We start from the raw sequence: 15,462 nt of genomic DNA, 5'->3' as shown, positions 1-15,462 counted from the left end.
GCCGCGGCCACGAGGCCGAAACAAGCCCTGGTCGCCAGACAGCCGACTGCCGGCAGGCAACCACCCGGCATCCGCCGGAGGCTCGGTAGCCGGTTTACGCCGGACGGCCGGGAACTTCTTACGGACCTATTGCGCCTTCATCCTTGGCCGTGCGTGCCGCGTACCTCTGCCCAGTAACGCGTACCTCTGCCTAGTAACGCGTACCTCTGCCCAGTAAGAGGTGTCGATGGTCCCTTCAGGCTCGCCGCGGCGGCACGCGGAAGCCTGGGGGGACGATCGCTCGTCCCCTCCTCAGGATCCGGTGACCGCCATGACCGACTCGAACTGCGACCCTCGCCCGTCCCGCCTCGGGCTGGCGCCGACCCTGGTGTTGGTGATGCTGGGGCCGGTGCTCCTGGCCCTCGCCGGCCTCATTCATCCGAGCGGGCTGTCCGCCGCGACGGCCCATCGCTGGGTGTGGCTGCACATCGTCCTGCTGCCGGTCTTTCCACTGCTGGCGTTGGGCTTCGTGGTGCTGTTGCGGGAACCCCCATGCGCCAGAACACCCAGGGTGGCCCGGATGGTCGCCTGGGTGTGCGCCGCGGTGTACGCCATCGCCTATACCGGCCTGGATGCGGTGGCGGGGATCGGCGCGGGCACCGTTGCCGGGCAACACGGAGACCCGGCCGAGCTGCGACGACTGGTGCTCGCGCTGTATGAGACCGGCGGCAGGCTCGGGACCGTCGGCGTGTACGCCTTCCTCGCCGCCACGCTGGCCGCCGCGGTGTCGCTGGCCGGCGGCCAGCGTGGCATCCGGGTGCTGCCCGGCACCGTGGTACTGCTTGCCGCCGGCTGGTCCTTCATCGACAGCCACATCTTCTCACCCCGAGGGGTGCTGACCATGCTCGCCATGGGCGCCGGGTTCGCTCTCTGGACCTGGACACCCGCGCGGCGAAGCGGGCCTTCGTCTCGCTCACGTCTGCTTCAGGCCTGACTCCAACGCTGGTTCGCGCCGGTGTGACAACTCCACACGACCACGGCGGTGCCGTTGGCGGTGCCGGCAGCGTTGACGTCGAGACACATCCCCGTCTGGACGTTGCTGATCGTGCCGTTGCTGTTGACGTTCCACTGCTGGTTCGCGCCGCCGCCACAGTCCCCGATCTGCGCCCGGGTGCCCGCACCGGCGTTCGCGGGGATCTCCAGGCACTTGCCCATCACCCGCAGGGTCTGGCCATCGCGGGTGAACTGCTGGTTGGCGTTGGTGTGACAGTCCCAGATGATCATCTGAGCCCCGCTGACGGAGCTGGCGCCGTTGACGTCGAGGCAGCGGCCGGACGACTCGCCGCGCAGCCGGAAGGTGGTGGGGTTCGGGCTCGTCCCGCCGGTGAAGAACCGCCACACCTCCTCCTTGACCCAGCTCCGGGCACCGCTCTCGCAGCCGGCGCAACCGTCCACGGGGCCTTGCTGGTGCCCGCCGTCGAAGGCGGCCCAGACCACCGGGTAGCCCTCCCGGCACCCGGAGTACGTCGTGGTGATGTGGGTCCGGCTGCCCGCGGCCGGCTCGGGCGGATTCTGCGTGGTGCAGCCGTTGTTCCGGACGAACCGGTCCCGCAGCGCCCGCCCGGCGGCGGGGTTGTCACCGACACCGTGAATCCCCATGTAGGCGAACGGCTGGGCGCCGCCGCTGCATCCGCTGATCGGCCCGGGAGCGGCGATGGCCGCCACCGCACGGAAGACGGTCGGCCGGGCGCACGCCAGCGCGTAGCTCATGGCGCCGCCGTAGCTGAAGCCCAGCGAGAAGCGCTGTGCCGTGTCGATGCACAGGGCGTTGTCGAGCCGGCTGATCATGTCGTCGACGAAGGTGACGTCCTCACCGCCGGAGTTGGCCCAGCCGTTACCGATGCCCTGCGGCGCGACGAAGATCGCGCTGTTGTCCGCCAGCCGTCGAAGTCCGTAGTGGGCGTAGACGTCCCCGTCGCTCCCGCCCGACGCGACAGCCTCGGCCGTGCCACCCCACCAGTGGAAGCCGAATATCAGCCGGTACTGCCGGTTGCTGTCGTAGTTGGCGGGGACGCTCAGGATGAACGAGCGACTCTTGCCACCGCTTTGGATGGTGTGTGTCCCGCTGGCCAGCGCCGGGGCCTTGCCGCACCCGGGGGTCGCCGCGGCCGCCACGGGGGCGGCAGCCGGCGCTGTCCCGCCGGCCGCACTGCCCTCCGCCGCGGCCCCGGTGGCCAGGACGAGCAGGAGCGCGACCACCGCCGATCCCGAGAACAATCTGTGCTTGGACATCACGCAGTTCCTTTCAATAGAGGTACAGAAATAGGTGTCGGCCCCGCACCCTCACCGCAGAAGCCCTCGCAGATGGTTCAGCCCGTCGAGGGCGAGGCGGTCCTGTGACGGGGCCAGCGGGCGCCAGATCGACGCGGCGGTCGCGATCGTCTCGTTCTCCGCGGTGAACGACTCGATGCACACCGCGCCGTCGTAGCCGGTTCCGTCCAGCACCGTCAGGAAGCGGCGCCAGTCGAAGTGGTCCGCCCCGGGCGCCCCACGGTCGGTGCCGCTGACCTGAACGTGCTTGATGTGGGTTCCGGCGGTGGCCAGAGCGGCGTACGGGTCGGCCTCCTCGATGTTGAGGTGATAGGTGTCGATCATTACGCCGACCGTGGACGGCAGCCCGCTGATCATTTCGAGGGTCTGCCCGATGGTGTTGACCACGCTCGTCTCGTACCGGTTGAGCGGTTCCACGCCTATCGACACTCCGCGTTCACCAGCGTGGTCGGCGACCGGCGTGATCGCCCGGCGGAACTCCGCGTAACACGCCGTGCGGGCCGCGTCGGTCATCCGCCACGTCCGGCCCACCGCCGCGTAGACCGGCCCGCCGACGCACGGCGCGCCGACCGCTGCCGCGCTGTCCACGCAGCCCTTCAGATAGGCGACGGTCGCCTCGACGACGGCCGGGGCGGTGCCGACGAGGTCCCGGCCGGGCGGCGTGACCGCGCAGACGCCGGCTGCGGTCAGCCCGTGCTCCGCCAGCAGGTCGCGGGTGCGGACCGGGTCCCAGTCGCCGGGTTGCTCGATCGGCAGTTCGACCGTGTCGAAGCCGAACGCGGCGATCCGCGGGATCAGCACGGCCAGGGCCTCGTCGTCGACCGGCGAGGCCCACACCCAGGGGTTGACACCGACAGCGCGCACGGTGGCTACTTCCACCGCTGCGGATAGCCGGGCAGGCCGGTGCAGCCGCACATCGCGTAGTGCAGCGGGGGCATCTGCGGGTCGAGGTAGTCGTCGAGGTTCTCCTGGGTGATGGTGGGCTGCGGCAGCTTCCACGGGTCGGAGACCGGCCGGCCCTCGAGGATTCGCAGTGCGGCGATGATGGGCGTACGCCATTGGTAGGTCGGGTAGGTCGGCGCGATGGCCGTAAGTCCTTGGTCTTTCCACAGGCGCAGGAAGTCGAGCTGGTCCTCACCGTTGATCGGGGGCACCGGCTTGCCCGCGTCCTGGAACGCTTCGACCGCCGCGACCGCGACCGCGCCGGCGTCCATCCAGACGCCGTCGATCGTGCCGTGCCGCTGGAGGTAGTCGTCGACGATCTTCTTGGTCTTCGCCGGGTCGCCGTCGGTGAACTCGACGCCCACCACGTCCACGTTCGCGCGGTCGAAGACGAGTTTCGCGGCCGACCAACGGGTTTCGAGCACGTCGACCCCCGGCAGGATCCGCAGGGCGAGAACCTTGCCACCGGGCTTCATCTTCTGGGCGACGAACTCCGCCCCGACGTGACCGAACCCGTATCCGCCGATCGGGTTGATGTAGGTGACCGGGCACGTCGTCTCGACGCCGCGGTCGAACACGACAACGGGGACACCGGTGCGGCACGCCGCCTCGACCGCCGGGGTCAGCGTCGCGGTGGTGTTGGGCGAGACGATGAGCGCGTCGCAGCCCTTGCCGAGCAGGTCGTTGATGTCGGCGATCTGCTTCTGGTCCTTGCCCTCGGCGTCGACGTGCACGAACTCGGAGATCTGGTCGCGGTGGGTCTCGACCTCGGCCTGCATGGTCTTGAACCCGACCTGGCGCCACGGATTGTTCAGCGCCGCGTTGGAGAAGCAGATCTTGTGCGGGCCCGTCTTCTTGAAGGAGGCGGTCTCCACCATGCTCGGATTGAGCACCTGCTCCCACGGTTTGCCGGCCGGCCCTGTCGCGGTGGCCCCGAGCATCGCCAGCTCGGCGTCGTAGTCGCTGCGCACGAAGAACTTCGACTGGTCCCCGGTGCCCGCTCCCGCGGCGGGCGGGCCGGAGGCGCTGGTCGCCGGCTCGTCGGTGGCGCAGCCGGCGAGGGCCAGCACGATGACAACGGCCAGCGATGGAATGGAACGTCGCACAATGTTCCCCTATCTGGACGGCGAGCGCGCTGCCGTGACGGCAACGGCGAGCAGGATGATGGCGCCCTGGACGGCCGGTCGGACCGTGCCGGAGACACCGGAGAAGTTCATGAGGGCGAACAACAGCTCGAGCGTCAGCGCGCCGAGCATCGCGCCGGCGACGGATCCGCGTCCGCCGCCCAGGGCGACGCCCCCCAGGACCACCGCGGTGATGGCGGTGAACTCCAGGCCGCTGCCGGCCTGGAACGACACTCCGCTGTATCCGCCGAGAAGGATCGCCGCCGCTCCGGCCGCGCCGCCACTCAGGACGAACGCGATCGTCCGGGCGCGCCCGGAGCGCACGCCGCTGAGTTCGGCGGCGCGCGGGTTATCACCCACGGCGATCAGGGTGCGCCCGAAGTCGGAACGCATCAGCACCACGGCGAGCAGGCCAAGCACAAGCACCACGAGCAGCGCGTACGGCACCCGGCCGAGCACCGGGACGTCCTCGACGGCCCGCCGGCCGAACCGCCGGAACTGTTCCGAGAGCTCGCCCTTCGGGGAGCCGTCGGACCAGAGGTAGACCGCTCCGACGAGGATCAGCAGCATGCCGAGGGTGGTGATGAACGACGGCACCCGCAGCCACGTCGTGATGACGCCGTTGACCAACCCCACGAACGCGGCGGACACGAGCACCAGCGCCACCACGGGCCAGGTGCGGGCCGGCTCGCCGTCGATGAGTCGGGCGGCGATCACGACCTCGGCGGTGACCAGCGAGCCGACCGACAGATCGAACTCGCCGGAGACGATGACGAAGTACTGACCGGCGGCCAGCAGGATGATCGGGGCGGAGCGGCCGAGGAACGACATCAGCGACGCCGGGGCGAGGAAGTCGGGCTGCCGGATCGCGACGAGGACCAGCAGCACGCCGAGGATCGCGAGGATCGGCAGCGGGCCACCGGCGCGTACGCGTGGCAGGCGCCCCCGCAGCGTGTCAACCATCGTCACCACCGGCCTTTCCGCGCGGCGCGGCGGGCATAGACGGCCACCGCGCCGATGATGACCACGCCCCGGACCACCTGCTTGGCGAAAGCGTCGAGCTCGAGCTGGTTGAAGACGGCGTCGATGCCGGCGAGCAGAAGCACACCGCCGACCGTGCCGGCCACGCCGCCGCGGCCACCGGCCAGGGCGGTGCCGCCGATCACCACCGCGGCGATGGACTCCAGGTCGTAGAGGCCCTCGGTGCCGACCCGCGGCGCACCGGATCCGAGGCGGGCGGCGAGATAGACGCCGGCAAGTCCCGCGCACAGCGAGCACAGGACGTGGGCGGCGACGAGAACGCGGCCGGTGCGGACGCCGGAGAGCCGCGCGACCTCCGGATCACCGCCGACCGCGACGAGGTGGTGCCCGAAACGGGTGCGGCTCAGCGCCAGCCACGCGGCCGCCGCGACCACGAGCATCAACACGAACGACACCGGCACCGGCCCGATCCGCTGATAGCCGAGGGTCTGCACGAGCCCGGGCGAGGTGCTTCCGGCCGGGCCGTCGTAACCGCTGTCCAGGTAACCCTTGAGCAGCAGCCCGACGCCGAGGGTCGCGATGAACGCATTGACCCGGGCCCGCGCGATCAGCAGGCCGTTGAGCAGCCCCACGCCGGCGCTGACCGTGAGCGCCAGCAGGACACCCGGCAGCAGGGCCCCGTTGCCGCCGTTCATCGTCTCGGCGGCGACGAGGGTGCTGAGGCTGACCACGTACGCCACCGACAGGTCGAGGGAACCGCCGAGGATCACGAGGGTCTGGCCGACGGCGACGAGTCCCAGGCCGGCGGCGACGTGCAGCAGGCTCACGATCGTCGCCTGGTTGAACAGCGCGCCGCCGCGCAGCGTGACCACCAGCCAGCCGATCACGGCGGTGAGAGCCAGGGCCACATAGACGCCCGGGACGGGTCGCCGGGCCACGAGCGACAGGGCGCTCACGCGGCCACACCCGGCGCCGCGCCCACCGCCAGGGCGACGACGTCCGCCTCGGACGCGCCGCCGGACAGCTCGCCGGCGATGCTGCCCTCGCGCATGACGACGATCCGGTCGCTCATGCCGAGCAGCTCCGGCAGGTCGGACGAGATCATCAGGACCGCGGCCCCTTCGCGGGCGAGCCGGCGGACGACGTCGTGGATGGCCGACGTGGCGCCCACGTCGACGCCCCGGGTCGGCTCGTCGAAGAGCAGGACCCGCGGGCCCAGTGCGAGCCAGCGGGCGAGCACCACCTTCTGCTGGTTGCCGCCGGACAGAAAGCGGATCTCCTGGTCCACGCCCGCGGTTCGCACATCCACGGCGCCGAGCAGTTCCCGCATCCGCGTGGTGCGGTCGGCCCGGCCGGACCACGGGCCACCGATCGCCCGGGCGGCGAGCAACGCGTTGTCGAGCACCGATTGACGAGCCATGATGCCCTCGCCCTTGCGGTCCTCGCTGACATACGCGATGCCCGCCCTTATCGCGGCGCGTGGCGAGGCCACCCGGACCGGCCGGCCATCCAGGCGGACCTCGCCGGTGGTGAACGGCGCGACGCCGAAGAGCGCCCGGGCGAGCGCGGACCGCCCCGAGCCCTGGAGGCCGCCGACGCCGACGACCTCGCCGGCCCGCAGTCGCAGGTTGACGTCGCGCAGCTTGCGGTTGCCGCCGCCGCTGACGGCGAGCCGGACCGGCCCCTGGTCGCCGGGCGCGGCCCGGCCCGGGTAATAACCGGACAGGTCCCGGCCGACCATGTGCCGCACCAGCTCAGCCGTGGTGGTTTCCGCGGCCGGCACCGTCGTCACCCGTTTGCCGTCCTTCAGAACGGTGATGCGGTCCGCGAGGTCGAAGACCTCGGCGAGGCGGTGCGAGACATAGAGCAGCCCGATGCCCTGGCCCCGGAGCCGCCGCACGAGGGCGTAAAGGAGCTCGACCTCATGGTCGGCGAGCGCCGCCGTGGGCTCGTCCATGATGAGCAGCCGGGCGTCGAGGGCGAGCGCCTTGGCGATCTCGACCACCTGACGCTGGGCGATGCCGAGCCTGCCGACCGGGACGTCCACCGGCAACGGGCCCGCGCCCATCGAGGCGAGGAGCGCCGACGTGCGGGCGAGCATCCCGCGCCGGTCGACCAGGCCCCGGCGCACCGGCTCGTGGCCCAGATGGACGTTCTCCGCGACCGTGCGGTCCGGCAGCAGGGTCAGCTCCTGGTGGATCATCCCGATCCCGGCGCGCCGGGCCTCCCGTGGCCCGCGGAACACCCGCGTCTCGCCTGCGAACACGACGCTGCCCTCGTCCGGTGCGTACGCGCCGGAAATGATCTTCATGAGGGTCGACTTGCCCGCGCCGTTCTCGCCGACGACGGCGTGCACCTCGCCGGGCGCCACGTCGAGATCGATCCGGTCGAGGACGCGCACGCCGACGAACGACTTGCTGACGGCCCGGAGGACCAGCAGCGATGGATCATTACCCAAAGTAGTCATGCGCGGCTTCCAGGAATCCGGCAACCGTCACGCGGGACGGCCCACGAGGAGTCAATGCTTGACAGCGATGAAACATCACACGTATGAAGATAGATGTTCCTCGATGCTAAGGCAATCGTCACTCAAAACAGGTGATAGGCGATCGGAGCGCCAAGTGGGAGCGTTCCCATCAGTCGCCGACCCACCGCCCCAGCCATCTTGCAGAGATCGAAGCTCATTGATCAGAAATGGATCTTCGGCGCGTTGTCCCGGAGGAGAGATCACGGCACTATGTGACACTCCGTGACTTTCGGGCGGGCGCTGACCACCACGACCAGGAGAGACGCATGCGCCGTTCTACACTGACCATCGGGCTGATCGCGGGCATGCTGCTCTCGCTCGCGCTCGTCGCCCCGGCATCGGCCGCTCCGGCCTTCCGCGCCCTGCTCTTCACCAAGACGGCGGGCTACCGCCACGACTCGATCCCCGCCGGGATCTCGATGTTCCAACAGCAGGCCGCCGCCAACAACTTCGAGTTGGTGCACAGCGAGGACGCCGGTGTCTTCACCCCGGCCAACCTCGCCACCTTCGACGTGCTCATCATGTTCCAGACCTCGGGCATGGTGTGGACGTCGGCCGCCCAGCGCCAGGCGGTGGAGGGCTATCTCGCCTCCGGCAAGGGCATCGTCGCCGTTCACAACGCCACGGACATGGGCATCGAAGGCGAATACCCGTGGTGGGACCAGACGGTCAACGCCGGCGCGCACATGCCCGAGCACTCCCCCGGCGTCCTGCAGGGCACCGCCATCGTGGCCGACAAGAAGCACCCCTCGACAGCGAGCCTGCCCGACCGCTGGATCCGCAACGAGGAGTGGTACAACTTCGACCGCAACCCGCGCGGCGACGTACACGTCCTCGTGACCGCGGACGAGCGGACGTACAACCCGGGTTCGCGCGCGATGGGCCCCGATCACCCGATCTCCTGGTGCCGTAACACCGCCGGCGGCCGGGTGTGGGCCACCGGGATGGGTCACGCCGCCGAGTCCTACAGCGAGACCAACTTCCGCAACCACGTCCTGGGCGGGGTGAAGTGGGCCGCCGGCGCCGAGCCCGGCGAGTGCGGCGGGACGGTCTGGAGCAACTTCCAGAAACGTACGCTCGACGACGGCACCACCGACCCGATGGCGCTGGCCGTCGCGCCGGACGGACGGGTCCTCTACGTCCAGCGCGGCGGACAGGTGAAGATCTTCAAGCCCTCGTCGAACAGCACCGTCACGGCGGGCACGCTGAGCGTCTACACCGGCGGCGAGGACGGTCTGACCGGGCTGGCACTGGACCCCGCCTTCGCCAGTAACGGATACGTGTACCTGTACCACTCGCCCGCGAACAGCACCACTGACGTGAACCGGGTCTCCCGCTTCACGCTCACCGGCGACACGCTGAACGTCTCCAGCGGGGTCACTGTCATCGACATCCCGGCCTACCGGGACCGAACCTTCCCCGAGCCGGGGCACACCGGCGGATACATCGAGTTCGGCCCGGACGGCAACCTCTACATCGGCACCGGTGACGACACGCCGCCGAACCTGGACCCGAACTGGCAGGGCTATGCCCCGCTGGACTGGCGGAACGGCAAGGCCAACCTCGACGCGGCCCGCACCGCCGGCAACACCAACGACCTGCGAGGGAAGTTGCTGCGCATCCGGCCGCAGGCCGGCGGCGGCTACACCGTGCCGTCGGGGAACCTCTACCCGGCGGGAACGGCGCAGACCCGGCCGGAGATCTACGCGATGGGCTTCCGCAACCCGTTCCGCTTCTCCATCGACCCGGACACCGGCTGGGTCTACCTGGCCGACTACGGACCCGACCGCAACCCGCCGACCACGAACCGGGGGCCGGAAGGTCTCGTCGAACTCAACGTGATCAAGGCGCCGGGCAACTACGGCTGGCCGTTCTGCCACGGCGACAACCAGCCCTATGCCCCCTTCAACCCCGACACGGGCGTGGTCGGCGCCAAGTTCAACTGCTCGTCACCGGTCAACAACTCGCCCAACAACACCGGGCTGAGCAGCCTGCGGCCGGTCGTCGCCCCGAACATCTGGTACGGCTACGGCACCTCGCCGACCTTCCCGGAGCTCGGCTCGGGCGGCTCCGCGCCGATGGGCGGACCGGTGTACCGGTACGACGCGGCCAACCCGTCCGACACGAAGTTCCCGGCCTACTACGACGGCGTCCACTTCTTCTACGAGTGGTCCCGCAACTACGTCAAGGAGGTGCACTTCGACTCCGGCACGGCGGTGACCCGCACCAACCCGTTCCTGCCGGGCGGACGCTTCAACAAGCCGATGGACATGGAGTTCGGCCGCGACGGCTCCCTCTACCTCCTCGAGTGGGGCACCAACTTCGGCGGCGGCAACAGCGACTCCGGGCTCTACCGGATCGACTACGTCCAGGGCGGGCAGTCCCCGGTCGCCAAAGCCGCCGCAACGCCCACCAGTGGCACGGCGCCGCTGACCGTCCAGTTCAGCAGCGCCGGCACGACCGACCCCGATCCCGGCTCCACGCTGAGCTACCAGTGGACCTTCGGTGACGGCACCACCTCCACGGCCGCCAACCCCAGCCACACCTACACCAGCAACGGTAACTACACCGCCCAACTGAAGGTCACCGACCAGTCGGGCAAGTCGGGCTTCTCCAACGTCACGATCACGGTGGGCAACACCGCTCCGGTCGTCACCATCACCACACCTGCCAGCGGAGGCATGCTCGACTTCGGGGACCGGGTGTCGTACACGGTCAGCGTCACCGACCCGGGCGGCGCCGCGGTCGACTGCACCAAGGTCTTCGTCAACCCCGCTCTCGGGCACGACGACCACGCGCACGAGACCACCGAATACCCGGGCTGCTCGGGCACGATCCGCACCGAACTCCTCGGCGGGCACCCGGACGGCGCCAACCTCTTCTACGTCCTCAACGCGCGATACACCGACAACGGCGGCGCGGGCGGCGCGGCGCCGCTGACCGGCCATGCCCAGGCGATCCTGCAGCCCAAGCACAAACAGTCCGAGTACTACTCCAGTCAGTCCGGCACCCGCGTCGTCGAGCAGACCGCAGCGGAGAGCGGCAAACGCATCGGGGACATCTCCGCCGGCGACTGGGTGGCCTTCACCCCGATGAGCCTGGCCGGCATCTCGACGGTCAGCTACCGCGTGTCGTCACCATCGGGCGGCGGGTCGATCGAGCTGCGCGCCGGCTCGCCGACCGGCACCCTGCTCGCCACCACGACGGTCCAGAGCACCGGAGGCTGGAACAACTACCAGTCCACGGCCCCGGTGAGCCTCACCGGCAACGCCGGAACCCAGACGCTCTACATGGTGTTCAGAGGCAGCGGTTTCGACCTCGACTCGCACACTTTCGGCGGCAGCGGCGTCGGCGTGCCGACCGACACCGGCGTGGCGGGCAAGACCTGGACGTTGACCGCTCAGCACAGCACGAAGCTGATGGACGTCAGCGGCGCCTCCACCGCCGACGGCGCCACGATCAACCAGTGGGCGGCCACCGGCGGCGCGAACCAAAGGTGGCAGGCGGTGGACGCCGGCGGTGGCGCCGTCAACCTGAAAGCGTTGCACAGCAACAAGTGCGTGGAAGTGACCGGCAACTCCTCCGCGGCGGGCGCATTCCTGCAACAGGCCACCTGCACCAGCGGCAACCAGCAGAAGTTCACCGCCACACCGACCGGGACGACCGGTGTCTACACCCTGCGCAGCGTGTCCAGCGGGCTCTGCGTGGATGTCAGCGGCGCCGCCAACAATGACGGCGCGCGGCTCCTGCAATGGACCTGCCAGGGCTCACTCAACCAGCAGTGGCGGTTCAGCCCGGTGTGACAGACAGCGGACGGGCGGGTCCGGCCGCTCCTGGCCGGCCCCGCCCGTCCGCCCGTGCCCGGTCATTTCATGGCGGTTCAACCGAGACGCCGCGTCGGCCACCGCGCGAGGTCTGCCTCGAGGATCGTCGGATCACGAGGTGGCGGGACCTCGTCGAGGATCTCGAGCCGGGTGATCCGCTCGATGCGGAAGCCGCGGATCGCATCACGGAGCCGGCACCAACCGGTGAGCAGCCAGGCGTCGCCCGCACGGAGAAGTCCCATCGTCTCGACGTCGCGGACGGTGCTGGTGGCGCGATCCGGGCCGTCGCCCTTGTCTTCCCCCAGGTAGGTGAGCCGCACCACGCGCCGGGCGGCAATCGCGTCGGAGAGCATCCCGAGCGGCACAGCGTCGCCCGTCGGGGCGACGGCGTCAATGACCTGCATCATGCCGAGCAGCTCCTGCACGGGCGCGCGTTGTTCCTCCCCCATGACGGCAGCGATCTTGGCGCGTGCCCGTCGGGCCGCCCCCTGGTACGGCGAGGACTCGAGCAGCGCGAGCCCGGCGAGCACCGCCAGCGACTCGGCGGCGGACAGGTTCAGCGGCGGCAGCGAGTACTCACGCAGGATCGAGTAGCCGCCCGCCGCCCCGTGGTCCGCGTAGATGGGGACCCCGGCAAGCTGGAGCGAACCGATGTCGCGTTCGATGGTGCGCGAGGACACCCCGAACTCGCCGGCGAGCCGAGCGGCGGACCAGGGCCGGCTTGCTCCGCGGAGCAGGTCGACGAGGGCGTACTGCCGCTCGGCGCGCTTCATGCCGCAAGTCTGGCAGAGGCAGTCGCCGCTGGTACGCGCGTCAGCTCCGCATGCTCCGCTGTCCGCCGACAGACCAGACACGTCGGATCCGGCCGTCCTCCGCGAAGTCGAACACGTCGACGCCGCCCGCGCGCTGATCGGGGGACTCGACGTCCCAGAGCAGCCGGCCGTGGTAGCCGTCGATGGCATCGGCGACCTTCGTGAAGACGACGCCCGGGTGATGCTCGTGCCACCAGTCGAGATACTTCGCAAAATCCTCGGCGGTACGGATGGCGTCCGCCGGGGTCGACCCGTCGCGCTCGGTCACGGCGAAATGGATCCGGAAGTCTTCGGCGCAAATCCGCCGCGCGATGTCGCCGTCGGTGTTCCACATCGTCAGCCACAGGTCGAGCGATTGCCGTGCGGTGGAGCCGCTCGTGGGGTTCGTGTTCTCAGTCATGCATCCACTCTTGGACGCCGACGCGACACCAGTATGTCGGTGTTCCTGAGATTTCCCCCGGTGCCGAGCGTCCCTCCTCGCATCGCGATCGAACAATAGAATGGTGCACATCAGTACGAGCCGAGCCGCTCGGCTTGCTGTCCGGGAGGAGACCGCCATGACGGTCGCGGCGCTGGTGACACTCAAGCCCGGGGCCGCACCCCAGCCGGGACTCCCCTACTGGAAGTACATTCCGGTGGCGACGCAGCGGACGTTCATCGAGCACTGGCTTCCGCTGGCAGAATCCCTGGGACTTGAGTACATCCCGTTGTTCATCGGCGGAATCAGCCTGACCGGCGAGGACTTCCCGGCCGTGCTGCGCGAGCTGGAGATCTTCAGCGGCCACGCGATCAACGAGCTGTCGCAGCAATACGCCGAGGTCGTGGCCGAGCGTGCGGAATTCCTACGGTCCATCCTCGCCGGGCTGGACCCCGACGCGGTGCAGGATGTCAACATCGGGTAACCGGCGCCCTGCAAACACCCACTCAGCCGCCGCACAGTGTGGTTCATCTTCGGCAAACGTGGCCTTGGCGGTCGGCGCACAAGCCTTCGCGCGTGGGGCTCTGTTTCATGCGGGAGCAGGGGGATCCGAATGGCGAGGATCGTCCAGAGCTGAGAGCAGTCGCTCCGCAGCAGGGGTCAGGCGGCGAGGGTGGTACGCGAGCCCGACGTCGACGGTTGGCGCCGGCGCGGTGAAGTGGCGTAGCCGGACGCCGGGCAGACGCAACGCCCGCGCCCGACCGGCTGGCACTGCCGCCACCACAGAACCACCGGCGACTGCCCGGAGCAGCTGCTCGTCGTCGGGTTCCTCGCGAACCAGACGGAAGCTGCCGTCGGGCCAGATCTGCTCGACGGTCCGGTCGAACATCCCGGGTCCGTTCTCGCGCGGCCACATCACGGCCGGCACGCCGACGACGGCGTCACGCGGGATGCGTCGCATCGTGGCCAACGGATGGCCGGCGGGAACGGCCAGGAGCAGCTCCTCGGTGTCGACGATCCGGCAGTGCAGTTCGGGCTCGTACAGTGGCGGTCGGACGAACGCCACGTCGAACCGGCCGGACAGCAGCCCGGCGACATTCGGCGCTGTCCACCCCGTCTCGGCGGTCACCTGGACATGCGGGTTGGCCTCGCGGAACCGCGACACGAGGGCGTCGACCACTCCGCCCCGCGCGGATCTGGTGTAAGCGAGGCGGAGCCGGCCCCCCTGCTCGCGGACGGCCCCCTCGATACGCGCACGTGCGCTGTCGACGTGCTCGAGCAGAGCCCGCGCCTCAGCCGCGACGACCAAGCCGACCGGGGTCAGGGTGCAGCCGCCCTGGCCCCGCTCGATCAGCCGCGCGCCCAGCTCTCGCTCCAGAATTCGCTGCTGCTGGCTCAGCGCGGGCTGCGCGAGGTGCAGCCGCCGGGCCGCCCGGGTGAAATGCAGCTCCTCGGCGAGTACCACGAAGTAGCGGAGCCGACGCAGGTCCATGCACCATCATAAGCATTGCTTATCAACCGGTAAGTGCCCTGTCTTGGACAGTCCACAGTGTGCCGTGAGTCCATGGAAGACGTGATGAGCGACTGGATCAGGCGGCTGCGACGACGCCGCGACGTGGACTCGGCAAGCCAGGGTCCCCTTGACCCCATGGCACCGGCAACCTTGGCGTACGGCTGGAACGGACTGCCCTGGGGCAGCGCCTTGGCCGAGTTCCGTAACCGATTTCCCCATGCCGACCTCACCAGTGGCGGGTGGTGGGTGACCGGGGAGGGGCCCGAGGAATTCTGCGGAATCACGATGGCGTACACGCAGTACGGTTTCAACCGCAGGCAGGAGCTGTACCTTGTTTCGTTCATCCCGGAGACACAAGATCGTGCGTCGCTGGCACCGGCCGCCCTCAACATGTTCGGCGCCCCGTCCGGTATGGGGACCGTGTGGAATGTCGGACAGCTCGTCGTCGAGGTCAAGGTCGCCGGCGTCCTCGCTACCCTGACCCATGAGCGCTTCGGCCGTCATGCCTGAGGAACCCGGCGGCGATGATGCGACTCGGACCCCGGATTGCGTTTCCGCGGGGCGGTTCCGGGGCGTTGTTGTCGACGTCGGCTGCCGGCCGTGCGGGTCGTGGTCGGCCACGGCAACCCGCACGGCCGGTGGCCGGAACGTCAACCAGCGGCAGGGGTGAACAGTGCCACGGCCGCCCCGCCGGGATCGGTCACCACGATGGCGGCGCCGGCCGGTCCGACGGTTCTGTCACGCACGATGCTGCCGCCCAGGCCGATGGCCTGTTTCGCGGCGGCGTCGAGATCGTCGACCACGACGTAGGGAATCCAGCGTCCGGCGCTCGCGGCGTCGGCGGGCAGCAGCCCGGCCCAGGGTTGCTCGCCGTCGGTGGCAAAGCCCTGATAGTCGCCCCTGCCGGGACCGATCGTCCAGCCGAACAGTCGCGTGTAGAAGTCCCGCACGTCGTCGCCGCTGCTGGTGAGGTCGAACCATACGAACGGTGCAGCCATCAGCCGTACCTTC

The 15,462-nt window shown here is 69.8% G+C and carries 14 protein-coding genes; 4 read left to right on the top strand and 10 right to left on the bottom strand.

The genetic code is table 11. The features are described 5' to 3' along the window. Nucleotides 1-310: 310 nt before the first annotated feature. The gene (locus LXN57_RS26885) at nt 311-973 is read left to right on the top strand and encodes a hypothetical protein (protein WP_251801000.1); all 663 of its coding nucleotides are present in this window, start codon (nt 311-313) and stop codon (nt 971-973) included. Here the strand turns inward: LXN57_RS26885 and LXN57_RS26880 are convergent. The 6 genes from LXN57_RS26880 to LXN57_RS26855 are packed head-to-tail and all read right to left on the bottom strand — an operon-like array spanning nt 964 to nt 7,824. Further along, the gene (locus tag LXN57_RS26880; protein WP_251800999.1) at nt 964-2,271 is read right to left on the bottom strand and encodes an RICIN domain-containing protein; all 1,308 of its coding nucleotides are present in this window, start codon (nt 2,269-2,271) and stop codon (nt 964-966) included. The genes LXN57_RS26885 and LXN57_RS26880 overlap by 10 nt on opposite strands. Before the next feature lie 51 nt (nt 2,272-2,322). Further along, on the bottom strand, nt 2,323-3,174 hold the full coding sequence (locus LXN57_RS26875; RefSeq protein WP_251800998.1) for a sugar phosphate isomerase/epimerase family protein: 852 nt from the start codon (nt 3,172-3,174) through the stop codon (nt 2,323-2,325). Between the two features lie 5 nt (nt 3,175-3,179). Further along, complete coding sequence (locus LXN57_RS26870) at nt 3,180-4,358, bottom strand: ABC transporter substrate-binding protein (RefSeq protein WP_251800997.1); 1,179 nt, start codon at nt 4,356-4,358, stop codon at nt 3,180-3,182. A gap of 9 nt (nt 4,359-4,367) precedes the next feature. Further along, on the bottom strand, nt 4,368-5,339 hold the full coding sequence (locus tag LXN57_RS26865; protein ID WP_251800996.1) for an ABC transporter permease: 972 nt from the start codon (nt 5,337-5,339) through the stop codon (nt 4,368-4,370). A gap of 2 nt (nt 5,340-5,341) precedes the next feature. After that, nucleotides 5,342-6,313: an ABC transporter permease gene (locus LXN57_RS26860; protein WP_251800995.1), complete on the bottom strand. Its 972-nt coding sequence runs from the start codon at nt 6,311-6,313 to the stop codon at nt 5,342-5,344. After that, nucleotides 6,310-7,824 (bottom strand): sugar ABC transporter ATP-binding protein, encoded by a 1,515-nt coding sequence (locus LXN57_RS26855; RefSeq protein WP_251800994.1) that lies wholly within the window; start codon nt 7,822-7,824, stop codon nt 6,310-6,312. Before LXN57_RS26855 ends, LXN57_RS26860 begins: the two co-directional genes overlap by 4 nt. 326 nt (nt 7,825-8,150) lie before the next feature. Between LXN57_RS26855 and LXN57_RS26850 the strand changes: the two genes are divergently transcribed. Then, entirely contained in the window at nt 8,151-11,687 is a 3,537-nt protein-coding gene (locus LXN57_RS26850; protein ID WP_251800993.1) for a ThuA domain-containing protein, read from the top strand. A 77-nt stretch (nt 11,688-11,764) separates the two neighbouring features. On the opposite strand, the gene LXN57_RS26845 is transcribed toward LXN57_RS26850, so the two are convergent. Next, entirely contained in the window at nt 11,765-12,481 is a 717-nt protein-coding gene (locus LXN57_RS26845; protein ID WP_251800992.1) for a helix-turn-helix transcriptional regulator, read from the bottom strand. Nucleotides 12,482-12,521: 40 nt separating this feature from the next. After that, complete coding sequence (locus tag LXN57_RS26840; RefSeq protein ID WP_251800991.1) at nt 12,522-12,920, bottom strand: nuclear transport factor 2-like protein; 399 nt, start codon at nt 12,918-12,920, stop codon at nt 12,522-12,524. Between the two features lie 157 nt (nt 12,921-13,077). Between LXN57_RS26840 and LXN57_RS26835 the strand changes: the two genes are divergently transcribed. Beyond that, nucleotides 13,078-13,422: a hypothetical protein gene (locus tag LXN57_RS26835; protein ID WP_251800990.1), complete on the top strand. Its 345-nt coding sequence runs from the start codon at nt 13,078-13,080 to the stop codon at nt 13,420-13,422. Nucleotides 13,423-13,527: 105 nt separating this feature from the next. On the opposite strand, the gene LXN57_RS26830 is transcribed toward LXN57_RS26835, so the two are convergent. Further along, complete coding sequence (locus LXN57_RS26830) at nt 13,528-14,430, bottom strand: LysR family transcriptional regulator (protein ID WP_251800989.1); 903 nt, start codon at nt 14,428-14,430, stop codon at nt 13,528-13,530. 72 nt (nt 14,431-14,502) lie between these two features. Here LXN57_RS26830 and LXN57_RS26825 point away from each other — a divergent pair, with 72 nt between their 5' ends. Then, a complete protein-coding gene (locus tag LXN57_RS26825) occupies nt 14,503-14,961 on the top strand; it encodes a hypothetical protein (protein WP_251800988.1) in 459 nt (152 codons plus the stop codon). Nucleotides 14,962-15,101: 140 nt separating this feature from the next. Here LXN57_RS26825 and LXN57_RS26820 read toward each other — a convergent pair whose 3' ends face one another. Beyond that, nucleotides 15,102-15,449, bottom strand: coding sequence for a VOC family protein (locus LXN57_RS26820; protein ID WP_251800987.1), 348 nt, complete (start codon nt 15,447-15,449; stop codon nt 15,102-15,104). Nucleotides 15,450-15,462 lie beyond the last annotated feature (13 nt).

Source organism: Paractinoplanes hotanensis (genome assembly GCF_023717965.1).
GTDB classification, from domain to species: domain Bacteria; phylum Actinomycetota; class Actinomycetes; order Mycobacteriales; family Micromonosporaceae; genus Actinoplanes; species Actinoplanes polyasparticus.
This window is presented reverse-complemented; position numbering and strand designations above follow the sequence as displayed.

Coding starts and splice junctions, on each gene's coding strand:
- LXN57_RS26885 (WP_251801000.1), top strand. CDS start 311: ATGACCGACTCGAACTGCGACCCTCGCCCGTCCCGCCTCGGGCTGGCG.
- LXN57_RS26880 (WP_251800999.1), bottom strand. CDS start 2,271: ATGTCCAAGCACAGATTGTTCTCGGGATCGGCGGTGGTCGCGCTCCTG.
- LXN57_RS26865 (WP_251800996.1), bottom strand. CDS start 5,339: ATGGTTGACACGCTGCGGGGGCGCCTGCCACGCGTACGCGCCGGTGGC.
- LXN57_RS26855 (WP_251800994.1), bottom strand. CDS start 7,824: ATGACTACTTTGGGTAATGATCCATCGCTGCTGGTCCTCCGGGCCGTC.
- LXN57_RS26850 (WP_251800993.1), top strand. CDS start 8,151: ATGCGCCGTTCTACACTGACCATCGGGCTGATCGCGGGCATGCTGCTC.
- LXN57_RS26845 (WP_251800992.1), bottom strand. CDS start 12,481: ATGAAGCGCGCCGAGCGGCAGTACGCCCTCGTCGACCTGCTCCGCGGA.
- LXN57_RS26840 (WP_251800991.1), bottom strand. CDS start 12,920: ATGACTGAGAACACGAACCCCACGAGCGGCTCCACCGCACGGCAATCG.
- LXN57_RS26835 (WP_251800990.1), top strand. CDS start 13,078: ATGACGGTCGCGGCGCTGGTGACACTCAAGCCCGGGGCCGCACCCCAG.
- LXN57_RS26830 (WP_251800989.1), bottom strand. CDS start 14,430: ATGGACCTGCGTCGGCTCCGCTACTTCGTGGTACTCGCCGAGGAGCTG.
- LXN57_RS26825 (WP_251800988.1), top strand. CDS start 14,503: ATGGAAGACGTGATGAGCGACTGGATCAGGCGGCTGCGACGACGCCGC.
- LXN57_RS26820 (WP_251800987.1), bottom strand. CDS start 15,449: ATGGCTGCACCGTTCGTATGGTTCGACCTCACCAGCAGCGGCGACGAC.